The organism is Pandoraea vervacti, from assembly GCF_000934605.2.
Classification (GTDB): domain Bacteria; phylum Pseudomonadota; class Gammaproteobacteria; order Burkholderiales; family Burkholderiaceae; genus Pandoraea; species Pandoraea vervacti.
Map to the genome: position 1 here is coordinate 2,050,779 of NZ_CP010897.2, position 17,715 is coordinate 2,068,493.

The window sequence follows — 17,715 nt, forward strand, 5'->3', positions numbered from 1 at the left end:
GCGTCGAGCGCCATTGGTGTCGAATCAGAAATCGAAGGCGAGATTCGCCGGGGCGGACAGGCGTGTGTGGCGCGTGGTGGGGGCGCTGGCGCCGGGTACGCAGGGCAGCGCGGCGCCTTCAAGCGAGAGCAGGGTGAGCTTGCGCTCCAGGCCGCCCGCGTAGCCTGTCAGCGTGCCGTTCGCACCGATCACGCGGTGACACGGCACGATGATCGATATCGGATTTCGCCCGTTGGCCGCCCCGACCGCCCGGGACTTGTTCGCGTCGCCAAGCGCGTGCGCAAGATCGCCGTAGCTGCGTGTTTCGCCAAAAGGGATGCGGCGCAGTTCGTCCCAGACGCTTTTCTGGAACGGCGTGCCTTGCGGCGCGAGATCCAGCTCGAAAAGGCGTCGGCCGTCGTGAAAATATTCGTCGAGCTGTTGTCTGGCGGCGCGCAACACGGCGAGGCCGTCACCGTCGCGACGCGCCTGCTCGTCCGGCGGGAAATACTTCTGATGCGAGAAATACACGCCGGTAAGCGCCTCGCCGTTGGCGACGAGCAGCATCTGGCCAAGCGGGCTCTCGAAATACGTTTCGTAACGCGTCTGGTCGCGCGTGCCGAGGGCGGCGGATGTCGTACGGGTCATGCAAAAACCTCTTGCAAAGTCTCTACCGGCTGGCCTGCCGGTCCTTGCGCCGCGGCGCGCCATACGTGCAGCGCGGCATAGGCTCGCCAGGGCGCCCAGCGGGCGGCGCGCAGGGCGACGGCGCGTCCGTCGGCAGCGCCAAGCGCCTGGCGAAGCACCAGATCGTCGACCGGCATCGCGTCGGGCGAGCCGAGGGCACGCATTGCAATGTACTGCGCCGTCCACGGGCCGATGCCACGAATCGCGAGCAGCGACGCGATCGTCGCTTCCAAGGGCGCAAGCGGATCGAGCCGCAGCCTGCCGTCCACGATCGCTTGCGCGACACCGTGAATTGCGGCGATTCGACTTCGAATGATACCGGCTTCGCCGAGCGCGTCGACGGGGACGGCGAGCAGTTGTGCGGCGCTGGGGAAGGTCTGCGTCAGTCCGTGTGCGGGCGAGGCGAGTGGCGTACCGAAGCGTTGGGCCAGACGTCCGAGCAGGCGGCGTGCGCCCTTGACGGTGATTTGCTGGCCGACGATGGCGCGCACGGCGATCTCGAAGCCGTCGACGGCGCCGGGCACGCGCAGGCCCGGCGTCGCGCTTGCGAGCGGGCCGAGATGCGCGTCGATCACGTCCGGCCGAGCGCCCAGGTCGAACAGATGGCGGAGTTTTCCGAGCACCTGAGGCACGCTACCCGCCAATGACGGGGGCAAGGTCACCTGCAAGGCGTGTCGGCCAGGCAGGGGCGAGACGCGGCACCAGCCGAGCGTCGGCTGGCCGTCCTGCCGCTCGAGGCTCAACGTACGCGTGTAGACGTCGCCATCGCGTCGTTCCACGCCTTCGATGGCGCGATCGCCGAGGAAGTCGAGCAGGGCGTGCCAGGCAAACGGCGGGCGATAGGCGAGCTGGAACACCAGATCGCCGTCGGGCAGGGCAGCCATGCGTGCGGTATGCGTGCTCTGGCGCAAACGTCCGGGCGCGAAGCCGTAGCGGGACTTGAACAGTCCATTGAAGCGTCGAACGCTTCCGAAGCCGGCGGCCAGCGCGACTTCCGTGACGGGCAGTGCGGTATCCGTGAGCAAGCGCTTGGCGAGCAGCAGTCGTTGCGTCTGGGCGTATTCGACCGGAGAGACGCCGAATTCGTCGGCGAAGATACGTCGCAGGTGACGTTCGGTGATGCCGATACGGGCGGCCAGATCCGGCAACGATGCGTGGTTGAGAAAGCCTTCGTCGATCATGGCGGCGGCAGCGTCGGCCAGCTCGCGCGACGCGTCGAAGCGGGCGCTGCCCGGGGCAAGTTCGGGACGGCACTTCAGGCACGGTCGGTATCCGGCCTTCTCCGCCGCGGCAGCGCTGCTGTAGAACGCGCAATTCTCGAAGCGTGGCGTACGAACGTTGCAAACGGGTCGGCAATAAATGCCGGTTGAGGAGACGCCGACGAAGAACCAGCCGTCGAAGCGCCGGTCACGGGCGGAGACGGCTTTGTAGCAGACTTCCGGATCGAGCTTCATGGGGTGTGACGCAGTGAAGAACATGGCTGCCACTCTACGCGCGCGCCGTAGCCACGGCTAGCCATTTTCGGACATGACAAGGTCGGAGAAGGCCATGGCAAAAGGGGGAAGCCCTGGGCAAGACAGGCAGGCGCAAGGGGGCGCTTGCCGGTGCGACTTTAGGTGGAGTGCCGGGAAGTGCCCCCTTGCGCCTGTCCCGCTGCGTGGTGGGACGGTGGCGGGGTGGTGGGCGGGATGGTTTTAGGGAGGGGAGACGAACGAAGAGGCAGGTCAGAAACGACAAAGCAGAAACGACAAAGCAGAAACGACAAAGCAGAAACGACAAAACCCGGCGCGAGGCCGGGCTTTGGTGACCCGCGGACGACGCAAAACCGTCATCCGCGGGCCAGGGCGCTGAACTGCCCGAGCGCCGGAGCGCTCAAGCGAAGGTGCCGACCTTACGCGGCAGCGAGCAGTTGGCGCAGCACGAACGGCAGAATGCCGCCGTGCTTGTAGTAATCCACTTCGATCGGCGTGTCGATACGCAGCAGGACCTGCACCTTCTGCGTCTCGCCGTTCTTGCGATGGATCACCAGCGTGACATCCTGCTGCGGCTTGATGTCGGCCGTCAGACCTTCGATGTCGTACGTTTCTTCGCCCGTGATACCCAGCGATTCCACGCTGTCCGTGCCCTTGAATTGCAGCGGCAACACGCCCATGCCGACGAGGTTCGAGCGGTGGATGCGTTCGAACGAACGGGTAATGACCGCCTTCACGCCCAACAGTTGCGTGCCCTTGGCCGCCCAGTCACGCGACGAGCCCGTGCCGTACTCTTCGCCACCGAACACCACCGTCGGGGTGTTCTCGGCGACGTACTTCATCGCCGCGTCGTAGATCGAGAGCTGTTCGCCGCTCGGCTGGTGGATCGTCAGGCCGCCTTCCACGCGCGATCCATCGGCCTTCGGCGGAATCATCAGGTTCTTGATGCGGACGTTCGCAAACGTGCCGCGCATCATCACCTCGTGGTTGCCGCGACGCGAACCGTAGCTGTTGAAATCGGCCTTGAGCACGCCGTTTTCGAGCAACCACTTGCCGGCCGGCGACGTTTCCTTGATCGAGCCTGCGGGGCTGATGTGGTCCGTCGTGACCGAATCGCCGAACACGCCCAGCGCGCGTGCGCCCTGAATCGGCTTGATGTCGGCGTTCGGCGCCATCGCGAAGCCCTCGAAGAAGGGCGGCTCGGCGATGTACGTCGACGTCGGCCAGTCGTAGACCTGACCCGTCGACCCCTTGACCTTCGCCCACAGTGGGCTCGGTTCCTTGACCGAATCGTAGTTGGCCTTGAACACCTTGGCGTTCATGGCGAACTTCATCAGCTTCTGGATCTCTTCGCTGGTCGGCCAGATGTCGCCCAGGAAGATGTCGCGGCCGCCGCGGCCCTTGCCGACCGGCTCGGTCATCAGGTCACGCGTCACATTGCCCGCGATGGCGTAAGCCACGACCAACGGGGGCGATGCGAGGAAGTTCGCGCGGATGTTCGGGTGAATACGCGCTTCGAAGTTACGGTTGCCCGACAGGACGGCCGCAGCCACCATGTCGTTCTTCGTGATCGTCTCGTTGAGTTCGGCCGTCAGGTCGCCGGCGTTGCCGATACAGGTCGTGCAGCCGTAGGCCGTCACGCCGAAGCCGAGCTTCTCCAGGTACGGCAGCAGGCCCGCAGCTTCCAGATACTCCGTGACCACGCGGCTTCCCGGCGCGAGCGACGTCTTGATGTGCGGTGCGACCGTCAGGCCGGCTTCGACCGCCTTCTTCGCGAGCAGACCGGCGGCGAGCAGCACGCTCGGGTTCGACGTGTTCGTGCACGACGTGATGGCGGCAATGAGCACATCGCCGTTTTTCACGTCGATGCCGCCTGCCGTCTTGTAGGTCGCGTCGAGTTGTTCCTGCGTGAGGTTGAAACCGTTCTCGGACACCGGCTTGGTGAACAGGTCCTGGAAGGTCGCCTTCACATTGCCGATTTCGATACGGTCCTGCGGACGCTTCGGGCCTGCGAGCGACGGTGCGACCGTACCGAGGTCGAGCTTGAGCGTCTTCGTGTAATCGATGCTGTTGGTCTTGGGCACGCCGAACAGATTCTGGGCCTTGAAGTACGCTTCGAACGCGTTGATTTCGGCCTTCGTGCGACCCGTGCCCTCGAAGTAATCGATCGTCTTCTCGTCGACCGGGAAGAAGCCCATCGTGGCGCCGTACTCCGGCGCCATGTTGGCGATCGTGGCGCGGTCCGGCAGGGCAAGACTGGCGGTGCCTTCGCCGAAGAACTCGACGAACTTGCCCACCACCTTTTCACGACGCAGCATTTCCGTGATCGTCAGCACCAGGTCGGTTGCAGTCACGCCTTCGCGCAGACGGCCGGTCAGTTCCACGCCAACGACGTCCGGCGTCAGGAAATACACCGGCTGACCCAGCATGCCGGCTTCGGCTTCGATACCGCCCACGCCCCAGCCCACAACGCCGATACCGTTGATCATGGTCGTGTGGCTGTCCGTGCCGACCAGGGTGTCCGGGTAGTACACGTCGTCCTTCTTGTGAACGCCGCGTGCCAGATATTCCAGGTTCACCTGGTGGACGATGCCAAAGCCCGGTTGCACGACGCCGAACGTGTCGAACGCCTGCATCCCCCACTTCATGAACTGATAGCGCTCGTTGTTGCGCTGGAATTCCAGTTTCATGTTCAGATCGAGCGCTTTCTTCTCGCGGAAATGGTCGATCGTGACCGAGTGGTCGACAACCAGATCCACAGGCACGAGCGGCTCGATACGCTTCGGGTTCGCGCCCTGACGCTCGGCAACGTTGCGCATTGCCGCCAGGTCGGCCAGCAACGGCACGCCGGTAAAGTCCTGCAGCACGACGCGCGCCACGACGAACGGAATTTCGTCGGTGCGCTCGGCGTTCGGCTTCCAGTTGGCCAGTTGCCTGACGTGCTCTTCGGTGACCTTCTTGCCGTCGCAGTTGCGCAGTACGGACTCGAGCACGATGCGAATCGACACCGGCAGGCGATCGACGTTGACACCCAGGGCTTTGCCCAGTTGGGGCAGCGAATAGAACTTGCCTTTCTTGTTGCCGCCGAGCTTGAACTCTTTAAGCGTTTTGTGGAGGTTGTGGGCCATGATCTTTCCTTGAGTGATACAGAAAAACAAAGCGGTGGTGATGCTATTAACGGGGGGCGCCATCGCGCGAGCCCCTGCATGAGGACTCGCTGCGATGTCTGTGCACCGGAGCGCCGGCGCACGGGGGACTACCAAACTTGCACAAGCTACAGCAGGAAAGCGGCTGGCGCATTACACGACCGAGTCAGTGTCCACTGAGCGCGCGCTCAGTTCGTCACCTTGATGAGCTCGTTCGATTGCGTCGGGGCGAGCTTGTTCTGATCTGCCATGGCCTGCGTCATGCACTCGTCTGCCAGACGGCTGCCGCCGTCGCGGTGGGTGAAGAGCATGGCCTTGGCCGGGATCACGACCAGATCCATGCCGCTTGCGGCGTCATAGAAGCGGTCTGCGCCGGTCGTCGTCTGCTGACGCGGCAGGCGGTAATTCCGACCTTCCCAGAACATCGTCAGGATCTGGTCACGCTTCATGTCACCCTTGATGTACAACTTGTTGTTCTCTTTGCAGGCCCAGAGTTCCGAGCCTTCGTCCGGTTGCGCCGGTGCGGCGGCTGCGGCGTTCTTCTTGGCCGGCGCCTTCTTCTTCGGGGTTGCCTTCTTCGTGGTGGTCTTGTTCGTCGGTTCGGCGGCAAACGCCGTCGGCAGGACGGCCACGGAGCACAGGGCAACCAGCGCGGTCAGACAAAGCTTCTTCATGGTGAGTCTCTCCAGAGGGGTAAGAACCGGGATTCGTAAAAGCGCAGATTATCGTACGAAGTCTGCGTCGTTCGACGTCACCACACAAATTTTTTCAATTCCTTTCACGCAAGCGCAACCGGCGACGGCGGTGTGAACCGGCGTCGCGATCATTTGTGTTGCGTTGCAGAATTCGGCGTCTTGCCGGATCGGGCGGCGCTTCGGACCGGGTACGCTATCGGGAGGGGGCACCAAAAATGGTCGGGCGCGCGGCGGGCGGAGTGCTTGGCGAAACGAACGCGATGTGATGCGCGTCGCGGCGAGAGGGGCGGGGCAAACTACGCTTGTCGCGGGCACTGCGACGTCCCCGGTCGCCCGGTTCGGTGCGTAGCTTGCGGCAATCGGACGCTGCATTCGCTTGGCCAAGAAATCGCTCGATGAGACGTGAGGGAGTGGCGGGAGCGTCATGCACTGACGGGCGCTTGCGGGTCAGCGACGGTATGGGCTCACGCTGGATTCAAGGAACGTTCGGGTACGACTTCGATACTGGCAATTCGGGGTGATGCGGTAGGTGGCGCCGGCACTGGGGGTAGCCGCCGGCGCAGTTTCGGCCCATGACGACGCTTTTGACGTCGCGCCGGGCCGACTCCCAGGGGGATTAGCCCAGCAGATGTGACACGCCGGCGCGCTCTTCTTCGAGCTCCTTGAGCGTGAAGTCCATCTTTTCACGCGAGTAGGCGTCGATTTCGAGGCCTTCCACGCGCTTGTACTTGCCGTTTTCGCAGATCACCGGCACGCCGTAGATCACGTCTTCCGGAATGCCGTACGAGCCATCCGACGGGATACCCATGGTGACCCACTTGCCGTTCGAGCCGAGCACCCAGTCATGGATGTGGTCAATGGCGGCGTTGGCAGCGGACGCGGCCGACGAGAGGCCGCGGGCTTCGATGATGGCGGCGCCGCGCTTGCCGACGGTCGGCAGGAACACGTCGTTGTTCCACACGTCGTCGTTGATCAGGGCCTTGACGCTCTGGCCGTCGATCGTGGCGAAACGGTAGTCGGCGTACATCGTCGGCGAGTGGTTGCCCCACACGGCCAGCTTTTCGATGCTGGCGACCGGCTTGCCGGTCTTGGCGGCGATCTGCGACAGGGCGCGGTTGTGGTCCAGGCGCAGCATCGCGGTGAAGTTTTCCTTCGGCAGGTTCGGTGCCGACTTCATGGCGATGTAAGCGTTGGTGTTGGCGGGGTTGCCGACGACCAGCACCTTGACGTTGCGGCTGGCGACTTCGTCCAGCGCCTTGCCCTGCACCGTGAAGATTGCGCCGTTGGCTTCGAGCAGATCCTTACGCTCCATGCCCTTCGAACGCGGACGGGCGCCAACCAGCAGGGCGACGTCGGCATCCTTGAAGGCGACCTTCGGGTCGTCGGTCACGACCACGCCTTGCAGCAGCGGGAATGCGCAGTCTTCGAGCTCCATCACGACGCCCTTGACGGCGGCTTGCGCTTGCGGGAGGTCGAGCAGTTGCAGGATGACGGGCTGATCCTTGCCGAGCATGTCGCCATTGGCGATGCGGAACAGCAGGGAGTAGCCGATTTGGCCAGCGGCGCCGGTGACGGCGACACGCATTGCGGTTTTTGCCATGAGAATCTCTCCAGACGTGTACAAATTCCTGCGAAGCGCATGATGCGCTCGCCGTCCGGGTGGCAACTCTCGCCAGGCTGACAGCGCAGCGTCACATGAGGCTTCTAAAATTCCTTGACCTACGGAAGCTTGCGGGCTGCGCGGGGTGTGCTGTCGTCGACATGTGCGAAGCACCGGACTGTCTTATCTTATAAGATAGCCGTCGCGGCCCGCAGGCCCCTGTTAGCCCGCGCCAGTGTAGGAGTCGCCACAACGAATGTCAACTCTATCTTATGTCTTATATAAGACATAGGATTATTGCTGTTATTCGATGGACGAAGGTGTTGATTTGTGGTCAAATCCCCGCCATGAATGCGAACGTTCGCGACACATCCAACCTCCCGCCGACTGTCGACGCTGCACAGCGATCCGACGGTGCGCGCGACGCTGCACCGGCCGCTCAGGCCTTGCCGGGGGCGGCGGTTGCCGGAGCGTCGCCGACCTTCAGCCCGCTATATCAGCAGATCAAGGGGCTCATTACCCAGAGCCTGCAAGCCGGTGAGTGGAAGCCCGGCGAAATCATCCCCAGCGAAGTCGATCTGGCCTCCCGTTACAAGGTGAGCCAGGGCACGGTGCGCAAAGCCATCGACGAATTGGCCGCCGAGAACCTGCTGGTGCGTCGGCAGGGGCGCGGCACCTTCGTCGCGACCCATCACGAAGACCGGGTGCAATTCCGGTTTCTGCGTCTCGCGCCCGATTCGGGCGAGCCCCATCATCCGCCCAGTCGCCTGATCGAGTGCCGCCGTATGCGCGCACCGGCGGAAATCGCGCGCCAGCTCGAATTGCGTGCCGGCGACGGTGTGATCCTGATTCGCCGGATGATGGATTTTTCGGATCGCCCGACGGTGCTCGACGAAATCTGGCTGCCCGGCTCGCTGTTTCGCGGGCTGACCGCAGAAAAGCTCAATGAATACAAAGGGCCGATGTACGGCCTGTTCGAAGATGAATTCGGCACCCGCATGATTCGCGCCGTGGAGAAAGTCCGCGCTGTGGCGGCGGACGACATGACGGCGGACCTGCTCAAGGTGCCCAAGGGCTTTCCGTTGCTGAGTGTGGAGCGCGTGTCGTTCACCTACGGCGACAAACCGGTGGAAGTGCGCCGGGGCTGGTATGTCACCACGGAACATCATTATCAGAACGAACTGAGCTGAACGAATTGGCAAATCAGGCGTGGGCGTCTGGTTTGCGTTTGCATTTGCATTGAGAGGGTAGGGCGACTTCCCCAGGAGTGTGCCGGTGTCGTGGCCGGCGCGTGCCTGAGAGTCGAGGCTTGGGGGCGGCGTGTCGTGCGCCGTTGGCAGGAATTTCCGAACCACTGGAACCGGTATGGTGCAACGCACTAGAATCGGCGCTAAAATTCGGAGTTGATGTAACTACATGGGGTCTAGCATGGCTGAAGTGGTAAAAAAAGAGCGGCCAGTCTACAGGAACATTGGTATCGGACAGATTGTCTCGTACCGTCTCCCGCCGGCTGGTATCGTTTCGATTCTGCACCGTATTAGCGGTGTCATCTTGTTCCTTCTGTTGCCGTTCGCGCTGTATCTGTTCGAACAGAGCCTCACGTCGGAACTGACCTTCGACACGCTTCGAAGCGTCGCCTCCAACTGGTTTGTCAAGCTCGTCATCCTGGCACTGTCGTGGGGTTTCCTGCAGCACTTCTGTGCTGGCGTGCGCCACCTGCGCATGGACTTCAATCACGACGCAGTGAGCAAGGAAAGCGGCAAGAACTCGGCTGTGGTCGTGCTCGCCGTGTCGCTCGTGCTGACGCTGGCCGTCGCCCTCAAGCTGTTCGGAGCGTTCTAAGATGGCACAGAACAATATCGGTTCCAAGCGCCTCGTCGTTGGCGCCCACTACGGTCTGCGCGACTGGATCGCCCAGCGCATGACGGCCGTCATCATGGCCGTGTACACCGTGATCCTGCTGGTGTGGTTCTTTACCGCCAAGGATTTCTCCTACGAAGGCTGGGCCGGCATCTTCTCGCATCAGTGGATGAAGTTGGCCACGTTCGTCACGCTGCTCGCGCTGTTCTATCACGCGTGGGTCGGTGTGCGCGACGTCTGGATGGACTACGTCAAGCCCGTCGGTGTGCGACTGGCGCTGTACGCGCTGACGATCGTCTGGCTGCTGGCTTGTGCCGGCTACGCCGCCCAGATTCTGTGGAGAGTGTAAAGAATGGCTGCAATTAAAAATTCGCTGCCGCGCCGCCGCTTTGACGTCGTCATCGTGGGCGCAGGTGGTTCGGGCATGCGCGCTTCGCTGCAACTGGCCAAGGCCGGTCTGTCGGTGGCAGTGCTGTCCAAGGTGTTCCCCACCCGTTCGCATACCGTGGCCGCTCAGGGCGGCATTGGCGCTTCGCTCGGCAACATGAGCGAAGACAACTGGCATTACCACTTCTACGACACCATCAAGGGCTCCGACTGGCTCGGCGACCAGGATGCGATCGAGTTCATGTGCCGTCAGGCGCCGAACGCCGTCTACGAACTGGAACACTTCGGCATGCCGTTCGACCGTAACCCGGACGGCACGATTTACCAGCGTCCGTTCGGCGGTCACACGGCCAACTACGGCGAGAAGCCGGTTCAGCGCGCCTGCGCGGCTGCCGACCGTACCGGTCACGCGCTGCTGCACACGCTGTACCAGCAAAACGTCGCTGCCAAGACCCACTTCTTCGTGGAGTGGATGGCGCTCGACCTGATCCGTAACGAAGAGGGCGATGTCCTCGGCGTGTCGGCGCTGGAGCTCGAGACCGGCGAAGTCTACCTGCTCGAAGGCAAGTGCACGTTGTTCGCAACCGGCGGTGCCGGCCGTGTGTACGCGGCATCGACCAACGCGTTCATCAACACCGGCGACGGTCTGGGCATGGCTGCGCGTGCAGGCATTCCGCTCGAAGACATGGAATTCTGGCAATTCCACCCGACCGGCGTGGCCGGTGCGGGCGTGCTGATTACCGAGGGTGTGCGCGGCGAAGGCGGGATTCTGCGTAACTCGAACGGCGAGCGCTTCATGGAGCGCTATGCCCCGACGCTGAAGGACCTGGCGCCGCGTGACTTCGTGTCGCGTTCGATGGACCAGGAAATCAAGGAAGGCCGTGGTTGCGGCCCGAACGGCGACTACGTGCTGCTCGACCTCTCGCACATCGGTGCCGAGACGATCATGAAGCGCCTGCCGTCGATTCGCGAAATCGCCTTGAAGTTCGCCAACGTCGACGCCATCAAGGAACCGATCCCCGTCGTGCCGACCATCCACTACCAGATGGGTGGTATTCCGACGAACTACAACGGTCAGGTTGTCTTGCAAAAGGACGGCTCGTCGGTGCCCGTCAACGGCTTCTACGCCGTGGGCGAGTGCTCGTGCGTGTCGGTGCACGGTGCGAACCGTCTGGGCACGAACTCGCTGCTCGACCTCGTGGTGTTCGGCCGCGCTGCCGGTAACCACATCGTCGACTTCGTCAAGAACCATGGCGAGCACAAGCCGCTGCCCGCCGACGCTGGCGAAAACGCGCTGGCGCGTCTGGGTCGTCTGGAAGGTTCGAGCTCGGGCGAGTATGCACAGGACATCGCGAACGACATTCGCGCGACGATGCAGAAGCACGCTGGCGTGTTCCGTACGTCCGACCTGCTCAAGGAAGGCGTGGACGAGATCAAGCAAGTGGCCGAGCGCGTGTCGCACGTCCACCTGAAGGACAAGTCGAAGGTGTTCAACACGGCGCGTATGGAAGCGCTGGAAGTTGACAACCTGATCGAAGTGGCGAAGGCCACCATGATTGCAGCGGAAGCCCGTAAGGAAAGCCGTGGTGCGCACGCACACAGCGACTATCCGGAGCGCGACGACGCCAACTGGATGCGCCACTCGCTGTTCTTCAGCGAAGGCAATCGTCTGGAATACAAGCCGGTGCAGATGAAGCCGCTGACCGTCGACTCCGTGCCGCCCAAGGCGCGTACGTTCTAAGGGATTCGCAAGATCATGAAACGCATTTTCGAAGTCTACCGCTACGATCCGGACAAGGACGCTGCACCGTACATGCAGACCTACGAGGTCGAACTCGACGGTCACGAGCGCATGCTGCTCGACGCCCTGGTCAAGCTCAAGAAGATCGACGAAGGCATCGCTTTCCGCCGCTCGTGCCGCGAAGGCGTGTGCGGTTCGGACGCGATGAACATCAACGGCAAGAATGGTCTGGCCTGCCTGACCAACATGAACGATCTGCCGAACAAGATCGTGCTCAAGCCGCTGCCGGGCCTGCCCGTCATTCGCGACCTGATCGTCGACATGACGCACTTCTTCAACCAGTACCACTCGATCAAGCCGTACCTGATCAACCCCGAGCCGGCACCGGAGAAGGAGCGTCTGCAGTCGCCCGAGCAACGTGACGAGCTCGACGGTCTGTACGAGTGTATTCTTTGCGCATCGTGCTCGACGTCGTGCCCGAGCTTCTGGTGGAACCCGGACAAGTTCGTCGGCCCGGCTGGTCTGCTCCAGGCTTACCGCTTCATCGCGGATAGCCGTGACACGGCAACCAACGAGCGTCTGGACAACCTGGAAGACCCGTACCGTCTGTTCCGTTGCCACACGATCATGAACTGTGTGGATGTGTGCCCGAAGGGTCTGAACCCGACGAAGGCCATCGGCAAGATCAAGGAGCTGATGGTGCGTCGCGCCGTCTGATTCGACGATCATGCCGGATACCACTCACCAGTCCGATCCGGTAAAACGTGCCCGCCTGCGCTGGCGGGCACGCCGCGGTTTGCTGGAAAACGACCTCATTCTCGAACGATTCTTCGCCAAGTACGAAGCCTCGCTGACCGACGAGGATGTGGGCGCCCTCACGAAGCTGCTCGATTTGAGCGATAACGATTTGATGGATCTGCTGCTAGCGCGTAAAGAGCCCGAGGCGGATCTGGACGGGCCGGACGTGCAGCGCCTGCTGGTGCTTTTGCGTGCCGTGTAGGGGTTTTGGAATTTTTTTGAGGAAGCGATATGACTCCGTCTGATGTTAAAGCCACCCTATCTTTCTCTGACGATTCGCCCAGCGTAGAGCTGCCGATTTATCAGGGCACGATGGGCCCGGATGTGATTGACATCCGCAAGCTGTACGGCCAGACCGGCAAATTCACGTATGACCCCGGCTTTATGTCGACGGCATCGTGCAATTCCGCCATCACCTACATCGATGGCGACAAGGGTGAGCTGCTGTACCGCGGCTACCCGATCGAGCAGCTGGCGACCCACTGCGACTTCCTCGAAACCTCTTACCTGCTGCTCAAGGGCGAACTGCCGAACGCGCAGCAGAAGAAGGAATTCGTCGACACGGTGACCCGTCACACGATGGTTCACGAGCAGATGAACTTCTTCTTCCGTGGCTTCCGTCGCGACGCGCACCCGATGGCTGTGCTGACCGGTTCGGTCGGCGCCCTGTCGGCGTTCTACCACGACTCGCTGGACATCAATAACCCGAATCACCGTGAAGTCTCGGCGATTCGTCTGATCGCCAAGCTGCCGACGCTTGTCGCCATGGCGTACAAGTACAGCATCGGTCAGCCGTTCGTGTACCCGAGCAACGACCTGTCGTACAGCGCGAACTTCATGCGCATGATGTTCGCCAACCCGTGCGAAGAGTACAAGGTCAACGACGTGCTGGTGCGCGCGCTGGACCGTATTCTGATTCTGCACGCCGATCACGAGCAGAACGCTTCGACGTCGACCGTGCGTCTGGCCGGCTCGTCGGGCGCCAACCCGTTCGCTTGTATCGCTGCCGGTATCGCCTGTCTGTGGGGCCCGGCGCACGGCGGTGCGAACGAAGCTGCCCTGAACATGCTCGAGCAGATCGGTTCGCCGGACAAGATCCCCGAATTCATCAAGCAGGTGAAGGACAAGAACTCGGGCGTGAAGCTCATGGGCTTCGGTCACCGCGTGTACAAGAACTACGACCCGCGTGCCAAGCTGATGCGCGAGACGTGCTACGAAGTGCTCAACGAACTGGGCCTGCACGACGATCCGCTGTTCAAGCTCGCCATGCAGCTCGAAAAGATCGCCCTGGAAGACGAATACTTCGTGTCGCGCAAGCTGTACCCGAACGTCGACTTCTACTCGGGTATCGTTCAGCGCGCACTGGGTATCCCGACGTCGATGTTTACCTGCATCTTCGCGCTGGCCCGTACCGTGGGTTGGATCGCGCAGTGGAACGAGATGATCGGCGAGCCGGATCAGAAGATCGGTCGTCCGCGTCAGCTGTTCATCGGCCACACGCCGCGCGAAGTGGTGTCGATCGACAAGCGCTAAGCGCCGTCGAGGCGTCCGGCGCGGCCCCCGCTTGCCGTGCCGGCACCGCAACCTTGCCGAAACGGCAAGGCGGTGCGGCCCGCAACGAGCCCTCGTTGCGTTATATTCGAATCCACGGCACAAGCTGCCGTGATTCGCACAAATCCCCGGTTCATCGTGCGTTTATCGCCCGGTTTTCCGGGGATTTCGTATTCCGCCCGCGCGAAAGCGCTATGGCATAATCAAAAGTTCACAGAACGATATTCCGCGTTCTCAGAACGACATTTCGCCCCCGCGTTTTTATCATGGCCAAGACGCTGTATGACAAGTTGTGGGATGCACACGTCGTGCATACCGAGGACGATGGCACGACCGTGCTTTACATCGACCGTCATCTGTTGCACGAGGTGACCAGTCCGCAGGCGTTTGAGGGCCTAAAACTCGCGCAGCGTCCGGTCTGGCGACTCTCTGCCAACCTTGCCGTGTCGGACCACAACGTGCCGACCACGGACCGCACGCAAGGCATTGCCGATCCGGTGTCGCGTCTGCAAGTCGATACGCTCGACGAGAACTGCGACAGCTTCGGCATTACGCAATTCAAGATGAACGACGTCCGTCAGGGCATCGTGCACGTGATCGGGCCTGAGCAGGGCGCCACGCTGCCGGGTATGACGGTGGTTTGCGGTGACTCGCACACGTCCACGCACGGAGCTTTCGGCGCGTTGGCGTTCGGCATTGGCACCTCGGAAGTCGAGCACACGCTCGCCACGCAGACCTTGCTCATGAAGAAGAGCAAGAACATGCTCGTGAAGGTCGAAGGCACGTTGCCGCGCGGTTGCTCCGCGAAGGACATCGTGCTGGCCGTCATTGGCAAGATCGGTACGGCGGGCGGTACGGGTTACACGATCGAGTTCGCCGGCTCGGCGATCCGCTCGCTGACGATGGAAGGTCGCATGACGGTGTGCAACATGGCGATCGAAGCGGGCGCACGCGCCGGTCTCGTCGCGGTGGATGACACCACGATCAACTACGTGAAGGGGCGCCCGTTCGCGCCGAGCGGTGTGGAGTTCCAGCAGGCTGAAGCCTATTGGCGCACGTTCCATACCGACCCCGGTGCGACGTTCGATCACGTGGTCGAAATCGACGCCAACACGTTGCGCCCGCAAGTGAGCTGGGGCACGTCGCCGGAAATGGTGGTCAGCATCGAAGACCGCGTGCCGGATCCCGAGAAGGAAAAGGACCCGGTCAAGCGCAGCGCCATGGAGCGCGCGCTCGAATACATGGCGCTCACGCCGGATACGCCGATGGCGAGCATCAACGTCGACAAGGTGTTCATCGGGTCGTGCACGAACTCACGTATCGAAGACATCCGTGCTGCGGCGTACGTCGTGAAGAAGCTTGGCCGACGCGTCGCGTCGAACGTGCGTCTGGCGATGGTGGTGCCGGGCTCGGGGCTCGTGAAGCAGCAGGCGGAGCAGGAAGGTCTGGATCAGGTCTTCAAGGCGGCGGGCTTTGAATGGCGCGAGCCGGGTTGCTCGATGTGTCTGGCGATGAACGCTGACCGTCTGGAGTCGGGCGAGCGTTGCGCGTCGACCTCGAACCGTAACTTCGAAGGCCGTCAGGGCGCGGGTGGGCGTACTCATCTGGTGAGCCCGGCGATGGCGGCTGCGGCGGCCATCGAAGGTCATTTCGTGGACGTGCGCCGTCTCGTCTGACGCGCAGGCATCGATTTATCCGTCGTTTGACAATTTCTTTGATAGAGACAAGACCATGAAGAAACTGTGGATGCTAATCGGTGCGGTGCTGCTGTTGGGCGTGGCAGGTTGCAACACGATGGCCGGCCTCGGCAGGGATACCCAAGCCGCAGGCTCGGCGCTCGAGAACGCCGCGAAGAAGTGAGGCGACGATGCGCGTGACGGGGCCAGAACCTCGCTCGCGCAACTTTGAGGTTTCCGGTTTCATGGCGCTGTTGCCGTGTTGTTGCGAATGCAGCAGGCCGTGGCCGAACTGTTTTGATCAGGTGGTTCGTGATGGAAAAATTTACCGTCCATACGGGGTTGGTGGCGCCGCTGGATCGCGAAAACGTCGATACCGACGCGATCATCCCCAAGCAATTCCTGAAGTCGATCAAGCGCACGGGCTTTGGCCCCAACCTGTTCGACGAATGGCGTTATCTCGACGTGGGGCAGCCGGGCCAGGATTGCAGCACGCGTCCGCTCAACCCGAACTTCGTGCTGAATCAGCCGCGGTATCAGGGCGCGACGGTGTTGCTCGCACGCAAGAATTTCGGCTGTGGCAGCTCGCGTGAGCACGCACCCTGGGCGCTTCAGCAGTATGGCTTTCGTGCCGTCATTGCGCCGAGCTTCGCCGACATCTTCTTCAACAACTGCTACAAGAACGGACTGCTGCCGATCGCGCTCTCCGAGATGCAGGTGGATCATCTGTTCAACGAGACGGCCGCATTCAATGGCTACCAGCTGACCATCGATCTGGACAAGCAGGCGGTGATCACGGCGGACGGCCGCGCTTACGAATTCGACATCGCACCGTTTCGCAAGTACTGCCTGTTGAACGGCTTCGACGACATCGGCCTCACGCTGCGTCACGCCGACAAAATTCGCGCCTACGAGGCCGAGCGGCTCGCCAAGCAGCCGTGGCTCGCAACGCGTTTGCCGGGCTGAGCCCGCGCGCGCAAGGCACATCCAAGGAGATTGCATGAAAATCGCTGTGTTGCCGGGTGACGGCATTGGTCCCGAAATCGTGACGGAAGCCGTTAACGTGCTCAATGCACTTGGCGAGACGTTCGAGCTGGAAGAGGCGCCCGTCGGCGGTGCAGGTTACGAGGCCTCGGGCCATCCGCTGCCGGAAGCCACGCTGAAGCTGGCCAAGGAAGCCGATGCGATCCTGTTCGGCGCCGTGGGCGACTGGAAGTACGATTCGCTCGAGCGGGCATTGCGTCCCGAGCAAGCCATCCTGGGGCTGCGCAAACATTTGCAGCTGTTTGCCAACTTCCGTCCCGCCATCCTCTACAAGGAACTGGCGGATGCGTCGAGCCTCAAGCCGGAGATCGTGGCAGGGCTTGATATCCTCATCATTCGCGAGCTCAATGGCGACATTTATTTCGGTCAGCCGAAGGGCTTCCGTCAGTCGCCGGACGGCGCTTTCGAAGGGGCGCGCGAAGGTTTTGATACCATGCGCTATAGCGTGCCCGAAGTGGAGCGTATCGCGCATGTGGCATTCCAGGCGGCAGCCAAGCGCGACAAGCGTCTTTGCTCGGTCGACAAGGCCAATGTGCTGGAGACTTCGCAACTGTGGCGCGACACGATGATCGAGGTCGCCAAGCAGTATCCGGAAGTCGAACTGTCGCATATGTACGTCGACAACGCCGCGATGCAACTGGTCAAGGCGCCGAAGAACTTCGACGTGGTGGTGACGGGTAACATGTTCGGCGATATCCTGTCGGACGAGGCCGCCATGCTCACGGGGTCGATCGGCATGCTGCCGTCGGCATCGCTGGATGCCAATAACAAGGGGTTGTACGAACCGTCGCACGGTTCGGCCCCCGATATCGCCGGTAAGGGCGTGGCCAATCCGTTGGCGACGATCCTGTCGGCTGCCATGATGCTGCGTTACACGCTGGGTCGTGCCGAACAGGCCGACCGTATCGAGAACGCAGTGAAGAAGGTGCTGGCGCAGGGTCTGCGCACGCCTGACATCTGGCAGGAAGGCGCGACCAAGGTCGGTACGCGCGAAATGGGTGCGGCAGTGGTGGCCGCACTATAACGTTGACGGGGCGTCGTGAGACGCCCCTCGGCGCAATTGCAACGATAAGAGAGTG

At 62.2% G+C, this 17,715-nt stretch carries 16 protein-coding genes; 11 read left to right on the forward strand and 5 right to left on the reverse strand.

Annotated elements, in window-relative coordinates; genetic code table 11:
• Nucleotides 1-24 precede the first annotated feature (24 nt).
• From UC34_RS09295 to UC34_RS09315, 5 genes are all read right to left on the reverse strand, one after another.
• The gene (locus UC34_RS09295; RefSeq protein WP_063389826.1) at nt 25-627 is read right to left on the reverse strand and encodes a methylated-DNA--[protein]-cysteine S-methyltransferase; all 603 of its coding nucleotides are present in this window, start codon (nt 625-627) and stop codon (nt 25-27) included.
• Entirely contained in the window at nt 624-2,120 is a 1,497-nt protein-coding gene (locus tag UC34_RS09300) for a DNA-3-methyladenine glycosylase 2 family protein (protein WP_044455318.1), read from the reverse strand. The genes UC34_RS09295 and UC34_RS09300 overlap by 4 nt, the downstream gene beginning before the upstream one ends.
• Before the next feature lie 437 nt (nt 2,121-2,557).
• Complete coding sequence (acnA, locus tag UC34_RS09305; protein WP_044455319.1) at nt 2,558-5,266, reverse strand: aconitate hydratase AcnA; 2,709 nt, start codon at nt 5,264-5,266, stop codon at nt 2,558-2,560.
• Nucleotides 5,267-5,472: 206 nt separating this feature from the next.
• A complete protein-coding gene (locus UC34_RS09310; protein WP_044455320.1) occupies nt 5,473-5,958 on the reverse strand; it encodes a hypothetical protein in 486 nt (161 codons plus the stop codon).
• Between the two features lie 637 nt (nt 5,959-6,595).
• Nucleotides 6,596-7,579 carry a malate dehydrogenase gene (locus tag UC34_RS09315; RefSeq protein WP_044455321.1) on the reverse strand — a complete coding sequence of 328 codons (984 nt, stop codon included), beginning with the start codon at nt 7,577-7,579 and terminating at the stop codon, nt 6,596-6,598.
• Between the two features lie 347 nt (nt 7,580-7,926).
• Between UC34_RS09315 and UC34_RS09320 the strand changes: the two genes are divergently transcribed.
• The 11 genes from UC34_RS09320 to leuB all read left to right on the forward strand — a co-directional run bounded on the left by UC34_RS09320 (nt 7,927) and on the right by leuB (nt 17,660).
• Entirely contained in the window at nt 7,927-8,769 is an 843-nt protein-coding gene (locus UC34_RS09320) for a GntR family transcriptional regulator (protein WP_044455322.1), read from the forward strand.
• Between the two features lie 238 nt (nt 8,770-9,007).
• Nucleotides 9,008-9,421, forward strand: coding sequence for a succinate dehydrogenase, cytochrome b556 subunit (sdhC, locus tag UC34_RS09325; protein ID WP_044455323.1), 414 nt, complete (start codon nt 9,008-9,010; stop codon nt 9,419-9,421).
• Between the two features lies 1 nt (nt 9,422).
• On the forward strand, nt 9,423-9,788 hold the full coding sequence (gene sdhD / locus UC34_RS09330; RefSeq protein ID WP_044455324.1) for a succinate dehydrogenase, hydrophobic membrane anchor protein: 366 nt from the start codon (nt 9,423-9,425) through the stop codon (nt 9,786-9,788).
• Between the two features lie 3 nt (nt 9,789-9,791).
• Entirely contained in the window at nt 9,792-11,567 is a 1,776-nt protein-coding gene (sdhA, locus tag UC34_RS09335; RefSeq protein ID WP_044455325.1) for a succinate dehydrogenase flavoprotein subunit, read from the forward strand.
• A gap of 12 nt (nt 11,568-11,579) precedes the next feature.
• On the forward strand, nt 11,580-12,284 hold the full coding sequence (locus tag UC34_RS09340; RefSeq protein ID WP_044455326.1) for a succinate dehydrogenase iron-sulfur subunit: 705 nt from the start codon (nt 11,580-11,582) through the stop codon (nt 12,282-12,284).
• A gap of 10 nt (nt 12,285-12,294) precedes the next feature.
• Nucleotides 12,295-12,567: an FAD assembly factor SdhE gene (locus tag UC34_RS09345; protein WP_044455327.1), complete on the forward strand. Its 273-nt coding sequence runs from the start codon at nt 12,295-12,297 to the stop codon at nt 12,565-12,567.
• Between the two features lie 29 nt (nt 12,568-12,596).
• On the forward strand, nt 12,597-13,898 hold the full coding sequence (gltA, locus tag UC34_RS09350; protein WP_044455328.1) for a citrate synthase: 1,302 nt from the start codon (nt 12,597-12,599) through the stop codon (nt 13,896-13,898).
• A gap of 284 nt (nt 13,899-14,182) precedes the next feature.
• Entirely contained in the window at nt 14,183-15,592 is a 1,410-nt protein-coding gene (leuC, locus tag UC34_RS09355) for a 3-isopropylmalate dehydratase large subunit (RefSeq protein WP_044455329.1), read from the forward strand.
• Nucleotides 15,593-15,647: 55 nt separating this feature from the next.
• The gene (locus tag UC34_RS09360) at nt 15,648-15,776 is read left to right on the forward strand and encodes an entericidin A/B family lipoprotein (RefSeq protein ID WP_044455330.1); all 129 of its coding nucleotides are present in this window, start codon (nt 15,648-15,650) and stop codon (nt 15,774-15,776) included.
• 131 nt (nt 15,777-15,907) lie between these two features.
• Nucleotides 15,908-16,558 (forward strand): 3-isopropylmalate dehydratase small subunit, encoded by a 651-nt coding sequence (gene leuD / locus UC34_RS09365; RefSeq protein ID WP_044455331.1) that lies wholly within the window; start codon nt 15,908-15,910, stop codon nt 16,556-16,558.
• 34 nt (nt 16,559-16,592) lie between these two features.
• Nucleotides 16,593-17,660 carry a 3-isopropylmalate dehydrogenase gene (leuB, locus tag UC34_RS09370; RefSeq protein WP_044455332.1) on the forward strand — a complete coding sequence of 356 codons (1,068 nt, stop codon included), beginning with the start codon at nt 16,593-16,595 and terminating at the stop codon, nt 17,658-17,660.
• The last annotated feature ends 55 nt before the right edge of the window (nt 17,661-17,715 follow it).